Annotated in this window: 19 protein-coding genes; 9 read left to right on the forward strand and 10 right to left on the reverse strand. The window is 65.8% G+C overall.

Annotated elements, in window-relative coordinates; translation table 11 throughout:
• Positions 1 to 130: 130 nt before the first annotated feature.
• Both CO669_RS27375 and CO669_RS27380 read right to left on the reverse strand, forming a co-directional pair.
• Complete coding sequence (locus CO669_RS27375) at positions 131 to 1438, reverse strand: MFS transporter (protein WP_097663060.1); 1308 nt, start codon at positions 1436 to 1438, stop codon at positions 131 to 133.
• A 247-nt stretch (positions 1439 to 1685) separates the two neighbouring features.
• Positions 1686 to 4076, reverse strand: a complete 2391-nt coding sequence (locus CO669_RS27380) for a bifunctional diguanylate cyclase/phosphodiesterase (RefSeq protein ID WP_245444530.1) — start codon at positions 4074 to 4076, stop codon at positions 1686 to 1688.
• Positions 4077 to 4402: 326 nt separating this feature from the next.
• Here CO669_RS27380 and CO669_RS27385 point away from each other — a divergent pair, with 326 nt between their 5' ends.
• Complete coding sequence (locus CO669_RS27385; protein WP_097663062.1) at positions 4403 to 5569, forward strand: ABC transporter substrate-binding protein; 1167 nt, start codon at positions 4403 to 4405, stop codon at positions 5567 to 5569.
• Between the two features lie 7 nt (positions 5570 to 5576).
• Here CO669_RS27385 and CO669_RS27390 read toward each other — a convergent pair whose 3' ends face one another.
• The 4 genes from CO669_RS27390 to CO669_RS27405 are packed head-to-tail and all read right to left on the reverse strand — an operon-like array spanning position 5577 to position 9759.
• Complete coding sequence (locus tag CO669_RS27390; protein ID WP_097663063.1) at positions 5577 to 6554, reverse strand: NAD(P)-dependent oxidoreductase; 978 nt, start codon at positions 6552 to 6554, stop codon at positions 5577 to 5579.
• Between the two features lie 12 nt (positions 6555 to 6566).
• Entirely contained in the window at positions 6567 to 8426 is a 1860-nt protein-coding gene (locus CO669_RS27395; RefSeq protein WP_097663064.1) for a TRAP transporter large permease, read from the reverse strand.
• A 1-nt stretch (position 8427) separates the two neighbouring features.
• Positions 8428 to 9459 (reverse strand): TRAP transporter substrate-binding protein, encoded by a 1032-nt coding sequence (locus CO669_RS27400; RefSeq protein ID WP_097663065.1) that lies wholly within the window; start codon positions 9457 to 9459, stop codon positions 8428 to 8430.
• Positions 9460 to 9477: 18 nt separating this feature from the next.
• Entirely contained in the window at positions 9478 to 9759 is a 282-nt protein-coding gene (locus tag CO669_RS27405; RefSeq protein ID WP_143278746.1) for a hypothetical protein, read from the reverse strand.
• Between the two features lie 129 nt (positions 9760 to 9888).
• Here CO669_RS27405 and CO669_RS27410 point away from each other — a divergent pair, with 129 nt between their 5' ends.
• Positions 9889 to 11364: a caspase family protein gene (locus tag CO669_RS27410; RefSeq protein ID WP_097663067.1), complete on the forward strand. Its 1476-nt coding sequence runs from the start codon at positions 9889 to 9891 to the stop codon at positions 11362 to 11364.
• A 52-nt stretch (positions 11365 to 11416) separates the two neighbouring features.
• Here the strand turns inward: CO669_RS27410 and CO669_RS27415 are convergent, their stop codons facing one another.
• Both CO669_RS27415 and CO669_RS27420 read right to left on the reverse strand, forming a co-directional pair.
• Positions 11417 to 11764: a hypothetical protein gene (locus tag CO669_RS27415; protein ID WP_198964289.1), complete on the reverse strand. Its 348-nt coding sequence runs from the start codon at positions 11762 to 11764 to the stop codon at positions 11417 to 11419.
• A 51-nt stretch (positions 11765 to 11815) separates the two neighbouring features.
• Positions 11816 to 13240: an FAD-binding oxidoreductase gene (locus CO669_RS27420; protein ID WP_097663069.1), complete on the reverse strand. Its 1425-nt coding sequence runs from the start codon at positions 13238 to 13240 to the stop codon at positions 11816 to 11818.
• A gap of 85 nt (positions 13241 to 13325) precedes the next feature.
• Between CO669_RS27420 and CO669_RS27425 the strand changes: the two genes are divergently transcribed.
• On the forward strand, positions 13326 to 13832 hold the full coding sequence (locus tag CO669_RS27425) for a thioesterase family protein (protein ID WP_097663070.1): 507 nt from the start codon (positions 13326 to 13328) through the stop codon (positions 13830 to 13832).
• A 3-nt stretch (positions 13833 to 13835) separates the two neighbouring features.
• Here CO669_RS27425 and CO669_RS27430 read toward each other — a convergent pair whose 3' ends face one another.
• Entirely contained in the window at positions 13836 to 14009 is a 174-nt protein-coding gene (locus CO669_RS27430) for a DUF1328 domain-containing protein (protein ID WP_018319670.1), read from the reverse strand.
• A gap of 238 nt (positions 14010 to 14247) precedes the next feature.
• On the opposite strand from CO669_RS27430, the gene CO669_RS27435 reads away from it, so the two are divergent.
• Positions 14248 to 16830, forward strand: coding sequence for an ATP-dependent helicase (locus CO669_RS27435; RefSeq protein WP_097663071.1), 2583 nt, complete (start codon positions 14248 to 14250; stop codon positions 16828 to 16830).
• A gap of 13 nt (positions 16831 to 16843) precedes the next feature.
• Here the strand turns inward: CO669_RS27435 and CO669_RS27440 are convergent, their stop codons facing one another.
• On the reverse strand, positions 16844 to 17671 hold the full coding sequence (locus CO669_RS27440; protein ID WP_143278747.1) for a hypothetical protein: 828 nt from the start codon (positions 17669 to 17671) through the stop codon (positions 16844 to 16846).
• A 76-nt stretch (positions 17672 to 17747) separates the two neighbouring features.
• On the opposite strand from CO669_RS27440, the gene CO669_RS27445 reads away from it, so the two are divergent.
• The 5 genes from CO669_RS27445 to CO669_RS27465 all read left to right on the forward strand — a co-directional run bounded on the left by CO669_RS27445 (position 17748) and on the right by CO669_RS27465 (position 20955).
• Positions 17748 to 18035, forward strand: a complete 288-nt coding sequence (locus tag CO669_RS27445) for a type II toxin-antitoxin system HicB family antitoxin (RefSeq protein ID WP_097663073.1) — start codon at positions 17748 to 17750, stop codon at positions 18033 to 18035.
• Positions 18036 to 18123: 88 nt separating this feature from the next.
• Positions 18124 to 18540, forward strand: coding sequence for a hypothetical protein (locus tag CO669_RS27450; RefSeq protein ID WP_097663074.1), 417 nt, complete (start codon positions 18124 to 18126; stop codon positions 18538 to 18540).
• The gene (locus CO669_RS27455; protein WP_097663075.1) at positions 18540 to 19205 is read left to right on the forward strand and encodes an OmpA family protein; all 666 of its coding nucleotides are present in this window, start codon (positions 18540 to 18542) and stop codon (positions 19203 to 19205) included. The genes CO669_RS27450 and CO669_RS27455 overlap by 1 nt, the downstream gene beginning before the upstream one ends.
• Positions 19206 to 19376: 171 nt before the next feature.
• The gene (locus CO669_RS27460) at positions 19377 to 19895 is read left to right on the forward strand and encodes an Mpo1 family 2-hydroxy fatty acid dioxygenase (RefSeq protein ID WP_198964290.1); all 519 of its coding nucleotides are present in this window, start codon (positions 19377 to 19379) and stop codon (positions 19893 to 19895) included.
• 28 nt (positions 19896 to 19923) lie between these two features.
• The gene (locus tag CO669_RS27465) at positions 19924 to 20955 is read left to right on the forward strand and encodes an NAD-dependent epimerase/dehydratase family protein (protein WP_097663077.1); all 1032 of its coding nucleotides are present in this window, start codon (positions 19924 to 19926) and stop codon (positions 20953 to 20955) included.
• The last annotated feature ends 7 nt before the right edge of the window (positions 20956 to 20962 follow it).

Consider the following 20962-nt stretch of genomic DNA (forward strand, 5'->3'; position numbering starts at 1 on the left):
CGAAATGACAATGTCACGAGCCTAACGCTGCGGTGGTGTCCAAGAGGTTGGCGCACCCCGGTAGCCGCCTACCAAGATGCGGGATGCTTAAGATTGCGCGAAGAAGTGCGACGGCATTTGGCAGGAAGTTCTATAGGCTTGTACCGCCGGTTCCCGCTTGGAGCTTGGGCAGCCGGCCGGCGACGGCCCGCACCTTCCCCGGCGATGCCCGCCAGATCGCGAGCGCCGACAATCCGCTCACGACCATCGCGATGCCGAAGGCGAGCGTGTAGTCGCCGGCGCGATCATAGAGCAGGCCGGTCACCCACGGTCCGGCCGCACCGCCCGCCAGCGCCGCCAGCATGATCGTGCCGAAGATGCTGCCCTGGTGCTTGCCCTGGAAGATCTCGAACACCACCGCGCCCATGATCGAGGTGAGGCCGTAGCCGAGCGCGCCTTGCGCGAACACCATGACGTAGACGAGCCAGAGCGAGGGTTGGTACTTCAAGGCGATCAGCGCGGCGAAGCAGATCACGAAGCCCGCACAACTGATCGCCCAGACCCACTCCCGTCCAATGCGGTCGGAGACATGGCCCAGCACGATCTGGCCGGGAATGCCGAGCAGGCTGACGACGCCGAGCGCCCACACCGCGACGGAGGAGCTGAAGCCGATGTCGAGCAGGAATTTCGTCTGATGCACCTGCACCGCGTACCAGATGTACAGGCCGGAGAAATAGCCGATCGCGATCCACCAGAAGCGCGCGGTCGCCACAGCGCGTTTCAGCGTCCAGTCGGTATTGACCCAATCGGGATCGACGATGTTGGAGACCGGCTGCGCGCCGCCCGCAGCCGGCGCGGCATCGCCGTCCGGTTCCAGGCCGATATCCTGCGGGCGCTTGTGCAGCAGCAAATTGATCGGCGCCAGCACGACGAGGATGAGCACGCCCATCGCGGTGCAGGCGGTGCGCCAGCCGGTCTGCTCGATCATGTGCTGCACCCATGGCAGCAGCGTCACCGAACCGATGCCGACGCCCGCGAAGGCGATGCCGATGGCGAAACCACGCTTGCGGATGAACCAGTTCGGCAGGAACAGCGACTGGCCGGAATAGCCGAGACACACCGAGCCGGCCCCGACCATGACGCCGATGGTGACGTAGAGATGCCAGGGCGCGCTGGTGAGCGGCGCCAGCAGCAGCCCGCCGCCCATCAGCACCACACCGAGCTCCATCACCGCGCGCGGGCCGGCGCGGTCCATCAGGCGGCCGATCAACGGACTGACCACGCCCGACACCACGAAACCGAAGGAGAACGCGCCGGCGGTGACGCCGCGCTCCCAGCCGAACTCGGAGATGATGGGCGGGAAGAACAGCGAAAAGGCGGTGCGCGCGTTGACGCCGATCGCCATGGTGACGAAGGTCACGGCGACCACGACCCAGCCGTAAAAGAACGGAAGCCGCATGATGTGATTGTTTCACCCCTAGATGGTTCTACCGACCATCCGGGGCCGTCCGGGTCAAGCGATTTTCGCGTGCGGCGCTGAGCCTCGGGGCTCGCACATGACGTCGGAGCTGGGCCAGATGTTGCCGCAACGTCATGGCCGGGCTTGTCCCGGCGATCCACGCCTTGCGACGCAAGACAAGGAACGTGGATGCCCGGGACAAGCCCGGGCATGACGACCTCTTTCAAGGATCCAGAAGGCGATGCGCTCAGGCCGCGTCGCGCCGCGATCGTTTGGCGGGCGCGTCGAACAAGATCCGCTCGATCGGGTGCGGGCGGCCGAACAGATAGCCTTGCGCGTAGTTGACACCGAGCGCCTTCAGCCGCTCGTACTCCTCGCGGGTCTCGACGCCCTCGGCGGTGACCGACATGTCGAGCCCGCGCGCCAGGGTCACGATCGAGGAGATGATGGCGGAGCTGCGCGGCTGATGCGTGAGGTTGCGGATGAAGGATTTGTCGATCTTGATCTTGTCGAACGGGAACGTCGTCAGATAGCTCAGCGACGAATAGCCGGTGCCGAAATCGTCGAGCGCGAGCTCGATGCCGAGCTGCTTCAGGCGCTGCATGAAGGCGAGGTTTTCGACGCCGCGCTCCAGCAGCACGGATTCCGTGATCTCGATCTCCAGCCGTTGCGGCGACAATCCGGAATCGGTGAGTGCCGCGCAGATCACCTCGAACAGCTCGGCTTCCTTGAACTGGATCGGCGACAGGTTGACCGCGACGGCGAGGTCGGAGGGCCAGCCGGCCGCATCAGCGCAGGCGCGCCGCAGCACGAATTCGCCGAGCGGCACGATCAGCCCGGTTTCCTCCGCCAGCGAAATGAACTGGTCCGGCGGGATCAGGCCGCGGGTCGGATGGCGCCAGCGCACCAGGGCCTCGAAGCCGCGCCGCGCGCCGCTGAGCGCGTCGATGAACGGCTGGTAGTGCACCTCCAGCTGGCACTGCGCGATGGCGTCGCGCAGATCCCCCTCCAGGGTGTTGCGGGCTTCCAGCTCGGCCGACATCGCCTCGTCGTAGATGGTGAAGCAGTTGCGGCCAGCCGATTTCGAACGATAGAGCGCAAGATCCGCCTTCTTCAGGAGCTGCTCCTGATCGCTGCCGTGATCCGGCGCGATGGCGATGCCGATGCTGGTGCCGATCTCGACACGGTGACCGGGCAGAAGGAACGGTTCGGTCAAGAGCTTGGCGATCCGCGCCGCAAGCTCGGTCGAGCAGGCGCGCTGATCCGTGCCGGCCTCCTGGATGATGGCGAACTCGTCGCCGCCGAGCCGCGCCAGCACGTCGCTCGCGCGCACCGAGGATTTCAACCGATGCGCCACCTGGCGCAGCAGCGCATCGCCGGCGCCGTGACCGAGCGAGTCGTTGACGTTCTTGAAGCGGTCGAGGTCGAGCATCAGGATCGAGAACGGCAGGCCCCGCACGCCGAGCTGGCTGTTCATCTCGTCGAGCCGGGTCAGGAAGAAGGCACGGTTCGGCAGTCCGGTCAGGATGTCGGTCTGGGCGAGCTCGAGCACCCGCCGATTGGCCAGCGACAGCCGCCGCGAGTTGCGGCTCGCGAGCATGAGATAGGTCGACAGCGACAGCGTCAGCAGCATGCCGACTATCAGCACCGCGCCGGCGCGATCGTAGGTGCTCTCCAGCGGACCGCCCGCAGTCGGCACCGCGCGCACCTGCCACTCGGTATCGCCGATCTTGAGACCGCCCGACCAGTGCAGCGCCCGGGCGACATCCCGCATCGACTGCGGCGCCGCCGCTGAGGACGAATAGTCCGGCAGCATCTGCTCCAGGCTGACGATCTGCGCCGTGAAGGGCGGATAGACGTTCATGCTGACCGCGGGGCTCGCGCCCGTCGTCACGCGAATGCCCTGGATCAGCAGCGGCAGGTCGAAGACGCCGACCACGAAGCCGGCGAGATTGCGTCGCCGGTCCGCGACCGTCTCACGCGACGTACCCTTGGCGTAGACGGGAACGGCAACGAGGACATCGGGCAGCCGGCCGCCCTCCCTCGGCTCGAACAGGCGCGTGCGGATGGCTGCGACCCGGTCGTTGTCGCGCGCGCGCTCCAGCACGGCGCGGCGCTCCGGAACGGTGGCATAATCCATGCCATAGACCGACGAGGTCTTCGGCTGGGTCGAGTAGAACACCGGGAAATATTCATCGCTCTGCGGCGCGGTCGCGAAGCCCTCACCCTGCAGCGATTTGATGCGATAGCCGGAGACGCCGTCGGTGATCGCCGCGGCCTCGTATTCGGCGCGCTCCTTGCGGTTGACGCGCGGCAGCCAGGCAATGCGCAGCATGCCGGGATGGCGCTCGAACAGGCGGGCGCTGAAGGTCTCGAATTCGTTGCGGGTGACTTCGTCGTTGGTCGATTCGAACAAGGTGCGCAGCGCGACCAGCCTGGAGATGTATTCGCCCATGCCGTTCTGCATGACGATCGCTTCGGTCTCGGCCGCGTTCTCGAACTCGATCCGGTTGACGCGATCCTCCCACCGCGCCACGGCGGCCGCGCCCGCAACCGAGAACAGAAGACCGACGGCAACCGCGACGAGCGCAGGCCGATAGAGCCCGAGCAGCGGCGCGACACGCCACCATCCGGTCATACGCCTCCGATCCTGATCGTTCTGATCGCGATCGCCCATCTTGAAGCCGCCGTCCCCTATCCGCGACGAACCGAACCTCTGGTTGAGGTGCCGGCGGGGCTATCGGAACAAGACCGCGGTTAAGAACTGCACAATTTCGAAATCCGCCGGCCTCGCATTGCTCGATTTAGTTAACGATTGCCCTGCGAATTACCGGACTCTGGAGATAAGTTGCCGGTTTTCCCCGAAGTCTTACGGAGCCTCCGTGCAGTATGGAATTAGCGTCCTGTTCAGCCTCGCAGACCTATCGTTCCTGCAACCGCATCCAGCATCCGGCAACCATTCCCATGACTCGCTCGAGATCAGCGACTTGTGTCGTCTTGACCATCGCATTGCTGGCCGCAGCGCTGCTGCCGGCCAAGAGCGACGAGGCCGGCGTCAGCGAGGATGCGATCCTGTTCGGCCAGGCCGCCGCGCTTGAAGGCCCCTCCTCCGCGCTCGGACAGCGCATGCGGCAAGGCATCGTCGCGGCATTCACCGAGATCAATGCCAGGGGCGGCGTCCACGGCCGCAAGCTTCAGCTCATCAGCCGTGACGACGGCTACGATCCCGACCGCTCGGTGGCGCAGACGCTGCATCTGATCGAGGACGACAAGGTGTTTGCGCTGATCGGCGCGGTGGGTACGCCGACCGCGATGGCGACAATTCCGATCACCAGCGCCAGGAACGTTCCCTTCATCGGTCCGTTCAGCGGCGCCGAATTTCTGCGCGACCTCGAGCTCGCGAACGTCATCAACATCCGCCCGAGCTATGGTGCGGAGGCCGAAGCGTGGATCAAGCACCTCACCGAGGATCGCCACTTCACCCGCATCGCCATCTTCTACCAGGACGATTCCTTCGGCCGCGACGGTCTGGTCGGCGTCAAGCGCGCGCTCGCCAAGCGCGGCCTGGAGCTCGCCGCCGAAGGCACGTTCGAGCGCAACACCCGCGCGGTCACGGCTGCCTGGCGGATGATCAAGCGCGCCGAACCCGAGGCGGTCGTGATGGTCGGGACCTACGGGCCCTGCGCCGAGTTCATCAAGCTGGCGCACCGCAGCGGCTTCTATCCGACCTTCGTCAACGTCTCCTTCGTCGGCGCCAATGCGCTCGCCAAGGAGCTCGGCCCCGAGGGTGAAGGCGTCGTCGTCTCCCAGGTCGTGCCGTTTCCATGGGATCGCTCGCTCAGGCTCGTCGCCGACTACCAGGCGGCGCAGAAGGCGTTCGACCCGACGCTGACACCGGACTTCGTGTCGCTGGAAGGCTATCTCTCCGGCCGGCTCACGGCCGCAGCGCTGGAGATGGCCGGGCCGAAACCGACCCGCGCGAGCCTGCTCCGCGCCATCAACGATGTCGGACGCTTCGACATCAGCGGCAGCACCGTCACCGTCGGCCTGCGCACGTTCGACACGCCGCCAAAAGTGTTTTTGACGGTGATCCAGAAGGACGGAACGTTCAAGGCGGTGGACCGGCTGTAGGACCGCTCTACGGCCGCCGCGTCCAGCGGTCGGCGTTGACGGCGCCCGGCGGGACCTCGCCTTTGACGATCGCCTCGACTTGCCGCACGGTTTCCAGCGACTGATATTCGATCGCCTGCGGCGTCAGGCCGCCGACATGCGGCGTGGCGATCACATTCGGCAGCGTCGCCAGCTCGGGCGTCGGCATCTGGTCCGGCGCGCGGCCAACGTCCATCGCCGCGCCGGCGATGCGATGCTCCAGCAGCGCCCGCGCCAGCGCGGCCTCGTCGACGAGATTGCCACGCGAGAGATTGATGAAGAACGCATGCTTCTGCATGTGCGCCAGGGCCGCCTCGCCGATCAGATTCTCGGTCTGCTCGTTGGCGATGGCGAGGCAGACGACGTAGTCGGACGCCGCGAGCAGCTCGTCGAGGCTGACATGCCTGACCGCGCTGTCGCCGACAGCGGCGAAGGGATCGGCGACCAGCACCTCCATGCGCAGCACCTTGGCGATCTCGGCGAGATAACGCCCGATGCTGCCATAGCCAATGATGCCGATCCTGCTGCCGGCAAGCTGGCGGCCCATCCGCGCCTCCGGCTTGCGGCCGGCCTGATAATCCGCCGTTGTCCGCGAGACGCCGCGGGAGAGATCGACCATGAAGCCGAGTGCGAGCTCGGCGACCGCCTGAACGAAGCCCGGCCCGGCGCGGGTCACGAGCACGCCCGCCTTCGAGGCCTCCTCGACATTGACGTTGCGGATATCGACGGCGCAGCGGACGAAGGCCCGCAGACGCGGCAGTTTCGCAAAGATCTCGCCGCGGCCTTCGGTCATGCGATCGGCGACGATGATGTCGGCATCATCGGCGGCGCGGACGAGGCCGGCGGCATCGAGCGGATCGTCACCCTCGTGCAGGATCACCTCGGCGGCCGCGCGAAGGCCGTTCAGGCTGCGGTCGCCGTAATAGTTGCGCCGCATCTCCGGCGTGTGCGCGAGCAGGACCTTCACGGCAAGACTCCTTCAGTAGCCGAATGCCCGCGGCAGCGCGGTCGACAGCCATGGCACGAAGGCGATGACGAGCAGGCAGAGGAACAAGAGGCCCAGATAACCCATGATCGGCTTCACCGTCTGCTCGATCGGCACGTTGCCGATCAGGCAGGCGCCGTAGAGCCCGAGCCCGAGCGGCGGCGCGAACAGGCCGATGCCCATGGCGATGACCAGAACGACGCCGAAATGCAGGGGATCGACGCCGAGCTGGACCGCCACCGGCAGCAGCAGCGGGCCGAAGATGATCAGCGCGGCGGCGCCTTCCAGCACCGAGCCCATCACGATCAGTACCGCGATTGCCAGCAGGATGAACAGCCAAACGCCTGAGGTCTTCGACAATCCGAGCATGAAATCGCCGACCGCATGCGGTACCTGCTGCAAGGTCAGCGTGAACGCGAGCGACTGCGCGGCGGCGACGATGAACAGCACGAGGCCGGCGCGGGTTGCCGCCTGCACGAAACTGTGCGCGGCTGATTTGAAGCTGAGCTCGCGAAACACCACGCTGCCGACAACGAGTGCATAGGCCACGGCGAAGGCCGAAATCTCCGTCGCCGTGGCAAAGCCGCTCTTGAAGCCGAAGAAGATCATGAAGATGAGGCCGAAGGATGCGATCGCGCCGCTCCACAGGCCCGACACCGGCATCTGCGGCTCGACCTCCTCGACCCTATCAGGCCGCTTGCCGAAGATGACGGACACTGCGATCAGCGCGGTTGCCATCAGCGCCGAAGGCAACAGGCCGGCAACGAACAGGCCGCCGATCGACAGGTTGGCGACGAAGCCGAGAATGATCAGGTTGATGCAGGGCGGAATCGTTTCCGCCATCACAGCGGAGGCAGCGAGCAGCGCCACCGCGCCGCCGGGATTCTGCTTCGAGCGGCGTGCGGCCGGGATCAGCACCGAGCCGACCGCGGCCACATCAGCCATCTTCGAGCCCGAGATGCCCGAGAACAGCACCATCGACGCGACCATCACGACGTTCAGCCCGCCGCGCATGCGCCCGACCGCGCGCTGCAACAGCTCGATCAGCCGCACCGACATGCCGTTGGCTTCCATGAGGTAGCCGACGAGGATGAAGAAGGGGATCGCCAGCAGCACGAAATTGTCGATGCCGCGGGCCATCTGCTGGGCGAAGATGACGCCGGGCAGCGCGCCCTCGACCCAGATGAAGATCAGCGCGGCGAGCGCCAGTGCAAAGCCGATCGGCAAGCCGCCGAACAGCGTCGCAAAGAAGCCGATCAGCATCAGCGTGCGCGCCGACGGCACCGAGGACGGCGACAGGTAGTCCCAGGCGAGGTAAAGGCCGGTCACGACGACGATCGCGATGAGCCCTCTGACGATATCGGGAAACGGACGCGCGCAGAGATGGTCGATTGCGAACACCGTCATGAACAGCGCGCCGATGCCCATGGGGTAGAAGGTCAATTCCAGCGGCAGGCCGGAGCCGGTGGTCTGGCCGGCGGTGAGCGAGCCCAGCTTGATGGCGTTGTAGGCGACGTAGCCGGAGATCAGCACGATCAGCAATGCGCCGGCGGCATCGACCAGCGAACGCATTCGCAGCGGCAAGAGATCGCGGAAGAAGGACACCCCGACATTCTCGCCGCGCGCGAGCGCACTCGCCGCGCCGAAGAAGGCCGAACCGACCATCAGCCCGCGCGCGACATCGTCCGACCATTCGACCGGCGCGTTGAAGAAGAAGCGCAGCAGCACGGAAACGCAGACCACCACGAGATCGGCGGCAAGCAGGACGGCCGCGATCGCATCGCTGAGGCGAAGCAGCAGGGCGACACTGCCATGGCGGCCGCCCGAGACGGGCACGGCGGCTGTGATCGTCATCTCAGGCTTGCGTCGCGCGGATGATATCGATGACGGCCTTGGATTCCGGCCGCGCCTTGATGAAGTTCTCGATCTGCGGCGCCACGCGCTTCTTGAAGGCCTCGCGGTCGCACTCGGCAACCGCGACGCCCTTCTCGGTCAAAGCCGAAAGCGCCTCCTTCTCGACCGCAAGACCGTGGGCGCGGGTGTCGGCGGCGGCCTTCTTGGCGGCATCGAGGAAGCCCTCGCGCAGCTTCGGGTCCATGCGGTTGTAGGTCATGTCGCTGAAGTAGATCGCGAGCGGCGAGAAATTGTGCTGCGTCAGCGCATAGAATTTGGCGGTTTCGAAGAACTTGCTGGCCAGGATCGTCGGCGGATCGTGCTCGAGGCCGTCGAGCACGCCGGCTTGCAGGGCCGTGTAGATCTCGCCGAACGCAAGCGGCGTCGCGGCGGCGCCCATCAGCCGCAGGCATTCGGTGATGACGGGATTGGGCAGGGTGCGGATCTTGAGGCCGGCGAGATCCTCCGGCGTTTTCACCGGCTTCTTCGCCAGCACGCTGCGCGAGCCGAAATTATAGGCCCAGGCGATGATGCGGATGTTGCCGCCCTTGAGCAGCGCGTCCTCGATCGGCTTGGCCGCGCCGGCATCGAACGCCTTGGTCTGTTGCGGGAAGCTCGAGAACAGAAAGCCGAGATCGTAGGTGCCGACCAGCGGCACCAGATTGGCCGAGATCGACGAGCCCGACACCATGAGGTCGATGACGCCGAGCTTCACGGAATTGATGACGTCGATCTCCTGACCGAGCTGATTGTCCGGGAAGAAGGCGACCTCGACCTGCTCGCCGAGCCCGTTGCCCTTCAGGTTCTTGACGAGGTTGTCGTAGTAGACACGGCCGTTGGCGAATTTGGGATCGTTCGGCAGCGAGGAGGAGCATTTCAGCTTCAGCGTCGCAGCTTCGGCGCGGCCGATGATCACGGGAGAGAGCACGAGGCCGGCACCGACCGCCGCCGACGACTTGATGAACGCGCGACGGTTCACGGGCACGATGGTCATGGCGCGGCTTCTCCCACATTATTTTTTGTTCGCCGCGATCGTTGCCACGGCCTGTTGCCTGAACTGTATGGCCAAAGCGACGGCACAGGCAAGCGCGGCGGCCGGCAGCCGCAGGGCGGCGCGGCGCGCGCACGGCAGTCCGCAAGCGCAGCCGAACGGCGACGATTCCCCGGAAATTTGCGATGAGGGATCGACCTGCGGCCACATCGGCACGACCGGCGCCGTCGCGCGAAAGGCGCCAACGATCCAATTGGCGCATGGATCGATGCGCAATTCACATGAATGAGCCCGGGACGACATCGTCCGGCTCCGGCAGACAGCCTGCCCCATTTTGCCGCAGCCGAAGCGTGATCCAGGGCACAGACAGATGCATGGCGGCCCCCTAGAAAAAGTGGCATCATCGCACGCATTGCCGATGGAGGTGACACCATGCGCCGTCCAGCCTTTTCCAGTTTGTTTCTTGCCTCCGGCCTTCTTGCCCTCACGCAGCTGATGACACCGACGGACGCCGCCGCCGAAGCGCGGCTTGCGCTGGTGATCGGCCAGTCCGCCTATCGCACCGTGCCCGAGCTGCCCAACGCCGCCAACGACGCCAAGGGCATGACCGAGCTGCTCGGCAATGCCGGCTTCACCGTCACCACGGCCGCCAATCTGGCGCAGAACGAGATGCGCGCGGCGATCTCGGATTTCGCCGGCAAGGTCAGCGCCAGCGGCGCCGACACGGTGGCGCTGGTGTTCTATGCCGGCCATGGCCTGCAGATCGACGGCGAGAACTATCTCGTTCCCGTCGACCTCGATCCCAAGCGCGAAGCCGACATTCCGCTCCAGGGCGTACGGCTGAACGATCTGCTCAACACGCTCGGCGCGCTGCCGACGCGGGCGCGCATCTTCATGCTCGATGCCTGCCGCAACAATCCGTTCCCCGCACTGAGCGGCGCCGGCCACGGCCTTGCGATCGTCGACACCAAGGCCGGCGCGCCCGGCTCCTTCATCTCCTATTCGACCTCGCCCGGCGCCGAAGCCGAGGACGGCTCCGGCATCGACAGCCCCTACACCACGGCCGCGCTGACCGTCGCCAAGCAGCCCAATCTGCCGATCGAGGAGGTGTTCAAGCGCATCCGCGTCGCCGTCGCGCAATCGACCGACGGCCGGCAGATCCCCTGGGAAAGTTCCTCGCTGACCACCGACTTCAGGTTCTTCGGCGAGAGCAGCGGCAGCACGCCTGCCCTTCCCGGCACATCCGCGATGGCGCTCGCCAGCGGCACGCGCAGCGTCGAGGACTGGCGCAAGACCCTGCAGGGCAAACCGGCGACGGCGGCCTATGAGCTCGTGATCACCGACGACACCGTCGAGGCGTATCAGGCCTATATCGAGCTGTACGCGCAGGACACCCGCACGCCGCGCGTGCGCACCGTGCTGGAACGGCGGCGCCAGATGCTGGCCTGGGAGCGCGCCACCGCGATCAACACCCGCGCCTCGTTCGAGGCCTATCTCGCCAACTGGGACAACAGCGACCTCGCCGCGACTGCGCGCCGGCTGCTGCTCCGCGTCCAGAACCGCAATTATGGCGTGCCTGTCGCCGCCGTGGCGACCCCGGTCGCGGTCGCGATGGCGCCGACCTGTCCGTGCTCGACGCCAACGGCACCGGCAACGCCGATCAATCCGAGCGTCGCGCCCGTGATCAAGAAGCGCGTCGACGACACGCCGCCCAAGCGCAAGGTGGTCGAGACGCCGCCGAAGCGCCGCCCGCCGCCCGAGGAAGTGGTCTACGAGCGCGCACCGCCCCCCGGCCCGCCGCCCGGCGCCGTCATGCAAGGCGTCGGCATTGGTATCGGCATCGGCATGGGAATGGGTGGCCGCGGCGGGGGCGATCATTATCGCGGCGACTACAACCGCAGGTACTAAGCCGATCCTATCATGATCATCGCTTCGGCTCGCGCCCACGCGCGGGCCGATTTTATTGCGACAACGCCGGATGGTCGCGCTGCACGGCCTCCCGGATCCAGTCGGCCTGGATCGCGCGAAACAGGATCTGCGCCGTCTTGAGATCATTGGCCTTCATGCAGAGATCGACGATGCGGCGCACCGCGTCGTCGCGCATCAGCTCGTCGGAAATCTTCATCGCGATTTCCATCGCGACGCGGGCCGCACGGTCGTAGCGCTCGCTCTGCGCCGGGCCCGCCGCGCTCGCGGCGGCGGCATCGCAGATCGCGCGAATGCGCGCGGCGGCATCGATGTCGCCGAGCGGTGCTTCGATCGCCTCGTCCCAGATGTCCTGTCGCGTCTTTTGCGCGAACCAGCGCATTGCCCGCTCCGTGGCTGATGGAGCGAGCATAAAGGGCGCCTGGCCTGCGCGCTACGCCTCCGGCACGATCTTGCCGGGATTGAGGATGTTGAGCGGATCGAGCGCGTGCTTCAGCGCGCGCATGGCCTCGATCGCCTCGGGGCCGAGTTCCGCCTTGAGGTATTTCTGCTTGCCCTGGCCGATGCCATGCTCGCCGGTGCAGGTGCCGTCCATCGACTGCGCGCGCTCGACCAGGCGGTGCATGAACTCCTCGCCGCGCGCCATCTCGGCGGCGTCGTTGGTGTCACAGACCAGCGAGCAGTGGAAATTGCCGTCGCCGACATGGCCGACGATCGGCGACAGCAGATTGAGGCGCTTGAGATCCTCTTCGGTCTCGCTGACGCAATCGGCCAGCCGCGAGATCGGCACGCAGACGTCGGTCGCGACCACGCCGATGCTGTCGCCGGGCCGCAGTGCCTTCACCGACCAATAGGCGTCGTGCCGCGCCTGCCACAGCTTGGTGCGATCCTCGGGCTTCGTGGTCCAGGAGAAATCGCCGCCGCCGCACTCTTTGGCGATCTCGCCGAAGGCCTTGGACTGCTCGGCCACCTCGATCTCGCTGCCATGGAATTCCATCAGCAGCAGCGGCGTCTCGGGCAGCGTCAGCTTGGAATATGCGTTGCAAGCCTTCACCTGCGCGGCATTGAGCAGTTCGATGCGCGCCACGGGAATGCCGGTCTGGATCGCCAGGATCACGGCCTGACAGGCGCCGTGCACGGTCTCGAACGACACCGCACCGGCCGCGATCGTCTCGGGGATGCCGCGCAGGCGGATGGTCAATTCCGAGATGATGCCGAGCGTGCCTTCGGCGCCGACGAACAGATGCGTCAGGTCATAGCCCGCAGACGACTTCTTGGCGCGTGTGCCCGTCGTGATGATCTCGCCATCGCCGCGCACCACCTTCAGCGCCAGCACGCTGTCGCGCATGGTGCCGTAACGGACCGCGTTGGTGCCGGAGGCGCGGGTCGAGGCCATGCCGCCGAGCGAGGCGTCGGCGCCGGGATCGATCGGGAAGAACAGGCCCTGGTCGCGCAGGTGCTCGTTGAGCGCCTTGCGGGTGACGCCGGGCTGGATCACGCAATCGAGGTCCTCGGCATGGACCGCGAGCACCTTGTTCATGTCGCGCAGGTCGATCGAGATACCGCCGGCCGGCGCGTTGACCTGGCCCTCGAGCGAGGTGCCGGTCCCGAAGGGGATGACGGGGACGCGGTTCTTGGCGCAGATCCGCACCACGTCCTGAATGTCGGCGGTCTCCTGCGCCATCACCACGCCATCAGGCGGCTGGTTGGGGATCCAGGTGGTGGTATGGCCGTGCTGCTCGCGGACGGCCTGCGAGGTGATGAGGCGGTTGCCGAAGCGTGCGGCAAGCTGCTCCAGCGCGCTTGCGAGGGCTTTCGGCTCCGGCCGCGGCGGATTATTGGTGATGGTCGTACCCACGGAATTCCTCCCGACAGAAGAACCGTGGCAAAGGACATAAAGCCGGTCAAGTCAAGCGACCGGACGCATAGCTAGGGAATGAAGCATGCCGGAGAGTGCCGCCACCGCCCCGACGCCTGAGCCGTTCCGCGCCTCGATCATGCAGATCGAGCCGCAATGGATCGACTATAACGGCCATCTCAACATGGCCTATTACAACGTGATGTTCGACCGCGCGATCGACCAGTTCTGGAGCGAACTCGGGATCGGACCTGCTTACATGAAGGAGCGGGGCGGCTCGACCTTCACCGCCGAATGCCATGTGCGGTATCTGCGCGAGATCCATCTCGGCGATCCCGTGCAGGTCCTGGTCTGGCTGCTCGAGGCCGATGACAAGCGACTGCATACGTTCGAGGAGATGCGGCACGCGGAGGAAGGCTGGCTGTCGGCGACGTCGGAGAACATGTCGCTGCACATGGACATGAAAGCCCGGCGCGTGGCGCCGTTTCCGCCCGATATTCGCGCGCGCATCGCTGCGGTCACCAAGGCCCACAGCGCCGTGGCGCGCCCCGAGGGCATCGGCCGGAACGTGGCGATGCCCTCCAAGCGGTAACCGCTAGACCCTGTTGCGGCCGCGGGCCAAGCCGACCACGGCCGAGACCAGGAACAGAACCACGGCGATGAAGAAGATGATCTTGGCGATCTCGATCGAGGCGCCGGCGATGCCGCCGAAGCCCAGGATGCCGGCGATCAGTGCGATAACCAGAAACGTCACAACCCAGCCTAGCATGGTCAAACCCTCGTCTTGATGTCTGTCTGCGATCGGCGCGGCTGGCCGCGCCACCTGTCCAGACAATCTCCACGCGGGAACGATGGTTCCGGCACGCCTGACCTCGAAATTCGCGCCGGCTGCTGGAACAAATTCCGGCCGCCACGCACGTGGAAAACCTGCTTTCGCCGCCCCATATAGGCACCAATCCCTGTTAGAAGGCTCCCTTCCACTTCCCCGCGGTGCCATCGTGGGGTCAATGATTCGCATGACCGAGCCAAGCAAGATCACAGCCGTCCCCGACCACCAGCCCGCAGCCGGCGGCATCGCCGCGCGTGCGCGCGCCTCCGTGGGCCCGAAATACCTGACCGGGCTCAATCCGGAGCAGCGCGAGGCGGTGGAGACGCTGGATGGCCCGGTCCTGGTGCTGGCCGGCGCCGGCACCGGCAAGACGCGCGTGCTGACGACGCGTATCGCCCACATCCTCAGCCAGGGTCGCGCCCGCCCCGCCGAGATCCTGTCGGTGACCTTCACCAACAAGGCCGCGCGCGAGATGAAGCACCGGCTCGGCCAGATGCTCGGCCACGCCGTCGAGGGCATGCCCTGGCTCGGCACCTTCCACTCCATCGGCGGCCGCATCCTGCGTGTCCATGCCGAGCTGGCGCAGTTGAAGTCGAACTTCACCGTGCTCGACGTCGACGATCAGGTGCGGCTGCTCAAGCAGTTGCTGCAGGCCGAGAACATCGACGACAAGCGCTGGCCCGCGCGCATGCTGGCCGGCCTGATCGACGGCTGGAAGAACCGCGGCCTGATGCCCTCCCAGGTGCCATCCGGCGAAGCCGCCACCTTTGCCAACGGCAAGGGCGGCAAGCTCTATGCGAGCTATCAGGAGCGGCTGAAGATCTTGAATGCCGCGGATTTCGGCGATCTGCTGCTCGAGAACATCCGCATCTTCCGCGAGCACCCCGACATCCTCAGGCAGTACCAGCAGCGCTTCAAATACATCCTGGTCGACGAATATCAGGACACCAACGTCGCGCAATATCTCTGGCTGCGGCTGCTGTCGCAGGCGCCGTCTTCCAACGCGTCATTGCCGGGCTTGACCCGGCAATCCATCGCTTCTTCAGAAGATGGATCACCGGGTCTCGACGCTTCGCGTCGGCCCGGTGACGACGAGAATGGTGATGCGCGTCCCCCCGCGAACGAAAAGCCTCACGTCAAGAACATCTGCTGCGTCGGTGACGACGACCAGTCGATCTACGGCTGGCGCGGCGCCGAGGTCGACAACATCCTGCGCTTCGATCACGATTTCCCCGGCGCCAAGGTGATCCGCCTCGAGCGCAACTACCGCTCGACCGGCCACATCCTCGCGGCCGCCTCGCATCTGATCGCGCACAACGAAGGCCGGCTCGGCAAGACGCTGCGCACCGAGGACCACGACGGCGAGAAGGTCACGGTCACGGGCTCGTGGGATTCCGAGGAGGAAGCCCGCGGCATCGGCGAGGAGATCGAACAAATCCAGCGCAAGGGCGAGAAGCTCAACGAGATCGCCATTCTCGTGCGCGCCTCCTACCAGATGCGCGAGTTCGAAGATCGTTTCGTCACGCTCGGCCTGCCCTATCGCGTCATCGGCGGCCCGCGCTTCTACGAGCGCGCCGAAATCCGCGACGCGCTGGCTTACCTGCGCGTCATCAATTCGCCGGCCGACGATCTCGCTTTCGAGCGCATCGTCAACACGCCCAAGCGCGGCCTCGGCGATGCCACCGTGCAGATGCTGCACGACCATGCCCGCAAGCGCCGCATCCCGTTGCTCGAGGCGGCCCGGGCCGTGGTCGAGACCGACGAGCTGAAGCCGAAGGCGCGCGGCAGCTTGCGCGATCTCGTCGCGCAGTTCGACCGCTGGCGCGCCCAGCGCGAAGTCACCGCGCACACCGATCTCGCCCAGATCGTGCTCGACGAGAGCGGCTATACCGAGATGTGGCAGAAGGACCGTTCGGCGGATGCCGCCGGCCGGCTGGAGAACCTGAAAGAGCTGGTGCGCTCGATGGAGGAGTTCGAGAACCTGCAAGGGTTCCTGGAGCACATCTCGCTGGTGATGGACCGCGAGGGCGGCGCGGAAGAGGACGCAGTGTCGCTGATGACGCTGCATTCGGCCAAGGGGCTCGAATTCGACAACGTGTTCCTGCCCGGCTGGGAGGAAGGCCTGTTCCCGAGCCAGCGCACGCTGGACGAACAGGGCCGCGCCGGCCTCGAAGAGGAGCGCCGGCTCGGCCATGTCGGCCTGACCCGCGCCCGCCGCCGCGCCATGATCTATTTCGCGACTAACCGGCGCATCCATGGCACCTGGTCGACCACGATCCCGTCGCGCTTCCTCGATGAATTGCCGGCGGCCAATGTGGAGATTACCGAATCCAAGGGCGGCTCGGCCTGGGGCGGCACCGGCGGCTACGGTGCCTCGCGCTTCGACGACATGGAGGCGTTCGGCTCCACCTATTCCACACCGGGCTGGCAACGTGCTCAGGCCAACCGCAACCGCGGCGGGGGCCGCAATGGCGGCGGCCGGAGCGGCGGCTTCGAGGAAGAGGCCGCGACGTTCTCATCCTCGTCGTCCGGACCGGATTTTGGCAGCTTCTCCTCGCGCCGGCGCGGGCCGCTGACCATCGAGGGCGAGTTGGTCGCCAAATCCACCGGCACAACGTCCGAATTCTCACTGTCCGACCGCGTCTTCCACCAGAAATTCGGCTACGGAAGCGTCACCAAGATCGACGGCAACAAGCTCACCATCGCCTTCGACAAGGCCGGCGAGAAGAAGGTCGTGGACAGTTTTGTGCAGCGAGCGTGAGCAGCCTCTCCGCTCAGCCGTTCAAGATATCGGCTCCCTGGTCGTAAATCAGCTGGTCGACATGCCCGGCACCGGGCGCGATCTGAAGTCTCCAGCCGAGTGTGACACCGAGACTCCTGGCCAGCTCCGTACAGTGTCGGAAATGCCAGAGACCGCGCGCAAGGCGATGAGGCCCCTGCGCCATCGCCTCGTCCCAGCGCGGCAGATCAGGGGCGTCCGGATCGTTATCGGCGTCGCCCAGCAGGATGACCAAGGGGCGCGTCAGATATCTGCGCAGATGAGCTTCGTCGAGCCCGATCCCTCCCATGCCGTCCGGATAGTCCTTGGCGAGATCAGGCAGCATGTAGCATCCGCAATTGGCGGCAACGGCGAGATCGACGGACGACGCCTCGTTCAAAGCAAGATAACGCAGCACAAACTGCGCGCCCGCCGAGTTACCGAACAGGCCGAAGCTATTCCGGCTGGACCCGATCGAACGTCGAACATCGTGAAACAGCCGGTCGATCACCCCGAAACTCCAGTGATCACGCGGCAGGACCGCGTTGTCCGGCGGCGGCCGCCGCACACCGCCGAAATTGTAGGCGTGGACACTCGGGAATTGATCCGGATCGAACTCCGGAACCAGCACGATTTGCCCATTGCGTTCGGCTTGAGGCGCGAGCAGATCGCGAAACGCTGCCGCGGCACGATCGACGCCATGCATCGCCACAATGATGCGCGTGTGCCGATTGCTCGATCCAGGGCAGAATGAAAAAACCCGCATCGAGCGGGGCAATGGGGCGGCGCCATCGTCGCGAAACAGGAACGAGCCGGCGCCCTCCGCCAAAGTCAATTCGCTCAATTGCTTGCCTCCTCGGATGAGGTATTCATAAGTGAAGCAAATCCTGCTGCACACCCTCACGGCCCCCAGTCCTGCCATGCCTCACTACGTCGCCATCATTGAAGACGCCGGCCCGGATGACGCCGTCAGCCTGTGGTTTCCGGACCTGCCCGGCTGCATTTCCGGCGGCGACGATGTCGACGAGGCCCTGGAGAATGCGCCCGAGGCGCTGGCGTTCTATGTGCAGGAGCTGACCGCGGACGGCCATCAGCTTCCCCCGGCCCGGACGCTGGACGAGCTCAAGGCCGACCCTGAGTTTGCCGACGATCTGGGAAAACACACGGCCGTCCTGATCGAGTGGCCTCCCCTCGATGCCGCGAAGTGAGGACTGTTCGCCGCACTCGCCGAACTCTCGACAGATCTCCCCCGAACAGGCCTTGACCATCGCGAACTTCCCCGTATCAGATGCGGCCATGGTCCGGGGCTCCGTCACATTGATCGTGCTTGCATTGGGGATGCCGTCGCTTGCGGCGGCTGAGACCATGAGCTTTGGAGATTCGATCGGGCTCCTGGCCAAGAGCTGCGGTGCGGAAATCGTCGCCAATTGCCGCGGCGTCAACCCGGACTCGACCCGCCTGAAGGAGTGCCTGTCGCGCAACCGCGACGTGCTGTCGCCGCAGTGCGCGAGCGACTATCTCGGCGCCTTCGACGCCATCCAGAAGCGCGTCGCCGCGCGCGTCACGGTGGCGAATGCCTGCCAGCGCGAGATCGTCAAGGTCTGCGGCGGCTCGACCAAGGAGACCAGCAAGTCGATCCCCTGCCTGGTCTCGACGCCCAAGGGCATCAGCAACAACTGCCTGAAGGCCGTCGACGATGCGGGGTATCGCTGATGCGCGCGAACAGGCTTCTCATAGCCGGAACGGCGCTCGGCCTCGCTCTGCTCGCGGGCGCGGCCGGCGCCCAGACGGCGGCGCCGACCCGCGACGACATTGTCGGCAAGCTCAACCATCTCGAAGAGCCCGGCGAGGTCGACCTGCCCGCGCTGAAGACGCAGGTGATGGAACGCGCCAAGGCCAGGATCAAGAACGATCCGGGCCCGGTGAACCGGCCGCCGATCGCCCCTGACCTCGCCAAGCTGCCGACCTTCAATGCGCAGATCCAGTTCGACGCCGACACGCCGATCATCCAGCCGGCTTCCTACCAGACCGTGGGCCGCATCGCCGACGCCCTGGTTCATTCCTCGCTGCTGCCCTACACGTTCCTGATCGTCGGCCACGTCGAATCCAATTCGAAGACGCGCGAGGCAAACGCGATTCTGAGCCAGCGCCGCGCGGACGCGATCCGCGACGTGCTGGTGAACACGTTCAAGATCTCGACCAAGCGGCTGCATCCGATCGGCCTCGGCGAGGAGCAGTTTCTCGACAGGGCCAAGCCGACGTCGGCTGTCAACGGCCAGTTGCAAATCCTGACCTATGCCAAGGTGCCCGAGGAGGCACCCGCGCATCCGGCCGCAGCACCTGCGCCTGCGGCGAAAAAGCCCGCCAAGAAGCGTTGAGCGAACGCGGCGGCGCAGCCAGCGGAACCCTTTGAAGTGCCGATCGTTTTGTAACCTGTCCGGAACGCACAAATGCGGTTTTGCGCGACAAAAGCGCCGGTTTGTGCACCGCCCGGTCCAGTGCTATAGCCACTGTTCGCCCTTCCCGACCCCGTGCTGCATGAGACCGAAATGGGTGGCTTTTTCCAGCGCCAACTTGCCGTTTATGTCGAGTACCATCGCGACCCCCGGAACACGGCGATGCATGTGGTCGGCATTCTCCTGTTGTTCACCGGCGCCGTGCTGCCGCTGACGCTGGTCAAGCTTCCGCTGTTCGGTTTCAGCGTCAGCCTGGCGGTGATCCTGGCCCTGCCGGTTTTGATCTATTGGCTGCTGCTCGACGTGGCGCTCGGGATCGGCATCCTGGCGGTTTCCATCGTGCTGTTTTCGGTTGCGACGAGCATTGCGGCGCAGGTCAGCATCGCGACCATGTGGGCGATCTTCGCCGCGCTGGTGGTGCTCGGCCTCGCCGCGCAGACCATCGGCCACAAGGTTTTTGAGGGCCGCGAAGCCTCGTTATTCACTTTTCCGTCGCACCTTTTGCTTGGACCGATGTTCGTGATGGCAAAATTATTCATTGCACTGGGCTTCCGTCGCGACCTTGCCGCGATTCTGGCGCCTCTTCCGGCCAATTCCCTTTCAACCCGATAGTTCTAGAAGCGAAACAGCAACCTTCTGCATGGCTCTCGTACTGGTTACCGGTGGCAGCGGCTTCATCGGACATCATCTCGTCGAAGCGCTCCGCGCCCGTGGGCAGCGGGTGCGTGTGCTCGATGTCCGCGCGCCGGCCGCGGCGAACGCTGACGTCGAGCACGTCCACGGCTCGGTGCTGGACGGCGCCGCCGTCGATGCGGCGATCGCCGGGGTCGATCAGGTCTATCACCTCGCCGGCCTGCCCGGCATGTGGGTCGCCAACAAGCAGGACTTTCACGAGGTCAATTGCCGCGGCACCGAAATCGTGCTCGCAGCGGCAATGAACCGCGGCGTCTCGCGCTTCCTGCATTGCTCGACGGAATCGATCCTGTTCCCCTATTCCGACCTCAAGGGTGTTGCCGCCGAAGAGGCGCTGCAGCCGGCCGAGGTGATGCCGGGCGCCTATACGCGCTCGAAGTCGCTCGCCGAGCATCATGCCGCAAAGGCGGCCGCCAGCGGCTTCCCGCTCGTGATCGGTACACCGACCATGCCGATCGGCGCTGCCGACCACAATCTGACGCCGCCGACCGCGATGCTCTGGTACTTCCTCCAGAAGAAGGTGCAGCCGCATCTCAACTTCCTGGTCAATCTCGTCGACGTCCGCGACGTTGCCATGGGCCTCGTGCTGACCATGGAGCGCGGCCGCCTTGGCCAGCGCTACATCCTCGGCGGCGACTGCGTTCCGCTCGGCAACATCCTGCGCATGATGTCGACGATGAGCGGCCGTCGGCAATACCCGATCGTCGTGCCCGGCAAGATCGCCGAACTCTCCGCGATCATGTTGGAGTACATCTCGGATCAGTTCACGCGTCGCCCGCCCAACGGCACCGCCGAGGGCGTGCGCATCGCGCTGGCCGCGAGCGACCTCTCGATCGGCAAGGCGCGCTCCGAGCTCGGCTACGCACCGCGTCCGATCGAGCCGGTCCTGCGCGAAACCATCACCCATCTTCTCGCCCGCAACGGCCAGCAGCCCTCCGGCGCCATCGAGCATCGCGCGCTCTCCTCGCGCGCCAGCTGAAGCCGCC

The sequence above is a fragment of the Bradyrhizobium sp. Y36 genome (genome assembly GCF_002531575.1).
Classification (GTDB): Bacteria; Pseudomonadota; Alphaproteobacteria; order Rhizobiales; family Xanthobacteraceae; genus Bradyrhizobium.

Excerpts from the sequence above, each read along its gene's own strand:
- CO669_RS27375 (WP_097663060.1), bottom strand. The coding sequence starts at position 1,438 with ATGCGGCTTCCGTTCTTTTACGGCTGGGTCGTGGTCGCCGTGACCTTC.
- CO669_RS27380 (WP_245444530.1), bottom strand. The coding sequence starts at position 4,076 with ATGACCGGATGGTGGCGTGTCGCGCCGCTGCTCGGGCTCTATCGGCCT.
- CO669_RS27385 (WP_097663062.1), top strand. The coding sequence starts at position 4,403 with ATGACTCGCTCGAGATCAGCGACTTGTGTCGTCTTGACCATCGCATTG.
- CO669_RS27395 (WP_097663064.1), bottom strand. The coding sequence starts at position 8,426 with ATGACGATCACAGCCGCCGTGCCCGTCTCGGGCGGCCGCCATGGCAGT.
- CO669_RS27400 (WP_097663065.1), bottom strand. The coding sequence starts at position 9,459 with ATGACCATCGTGCCCGTGAACCGTCGCGCGTTCATCAAGTCGTCGGCG.
- CO669_RS27405 (WP_143278746.1), bottom strand. The coding sequence starts at position 9,759 with ATGTCGTCCCGGGCTCATTCATGTGAATTGCGCATCGATCCATGCGCC.
- CO669_RS27410 (WP_097663067.1), top strand. The coding sequence starts at position 9,889 with ATGCGCCGTCCAGCCTTTTCCAGTTTGTTTCTTGCCTCCGGCCTTCTT.
- CO669_RS27415 (WP_198964289.1), bottom strand. The coding sequence starts at position 11,764 with ATGCGCTGGTTCGCGCAAAAGACGCGACAGGACATCTGGGACGAGGCG.
- CO669_RS27425 (WP_097663070.1), top strand. The coding sequence starts at position 13,326 with ATGCCGGAGAGTGCCGCCACCGCCCCGACGCCTGAGCCGTTCCGCGCC.
- CO669_RS27430 (WP_018319670.1), bottom strand. The coding sequence starts at position 14,009 with ATGCTAGGCTGGGTTGTGACGTTTCTGGTTATCGCACTGATCGCCGGC.
- CO669_RS27435 (WP_097663071.1), top strand. The coding sequence starts at position 14,248 with ATGATTCGCATGACCGAGCCAAGCAAGATCACAGCCGTCCCCGACCAC.
- CO669_RS27445 (WP_097663073.1), top strand. The coding sequence starts at position 17,748 with ATGCCTCACTACGTCGCCATCATTGAAGACGCCGGCCCGGATGACGCC.
- CO669_RS27450 (WP_097663074.1), top strand. The coding sequence starts at position 18,124 with ATGGTCCGGGGCTCCGTCACATTGATCGTGCTTGCATTGGGGATGCCG.
- CO669_RS27455 (WP_097663075.1), top strand. The coding sequence starts at position 18,540 with ATGCGCGCGAACAGGCTTCTCATAGCCGGAACGGCGCTCGGCCTCGCT.
- CO669_RS27460 (WP_198964290.1), top strand. The coding sequence starts at position 19,377 with ATGGGTGGCTTTTTCCAGCGCCAACTTGCCGTTTATGTCGAGTACCAT.
- CO669_RS27465 (WP_097663077.1), top strand. The coding sequence starts at position 19,924 with ATGGCTCTCGTACTGGTTACCGGTGGCAGCGGCTTCATCGGACATCAT.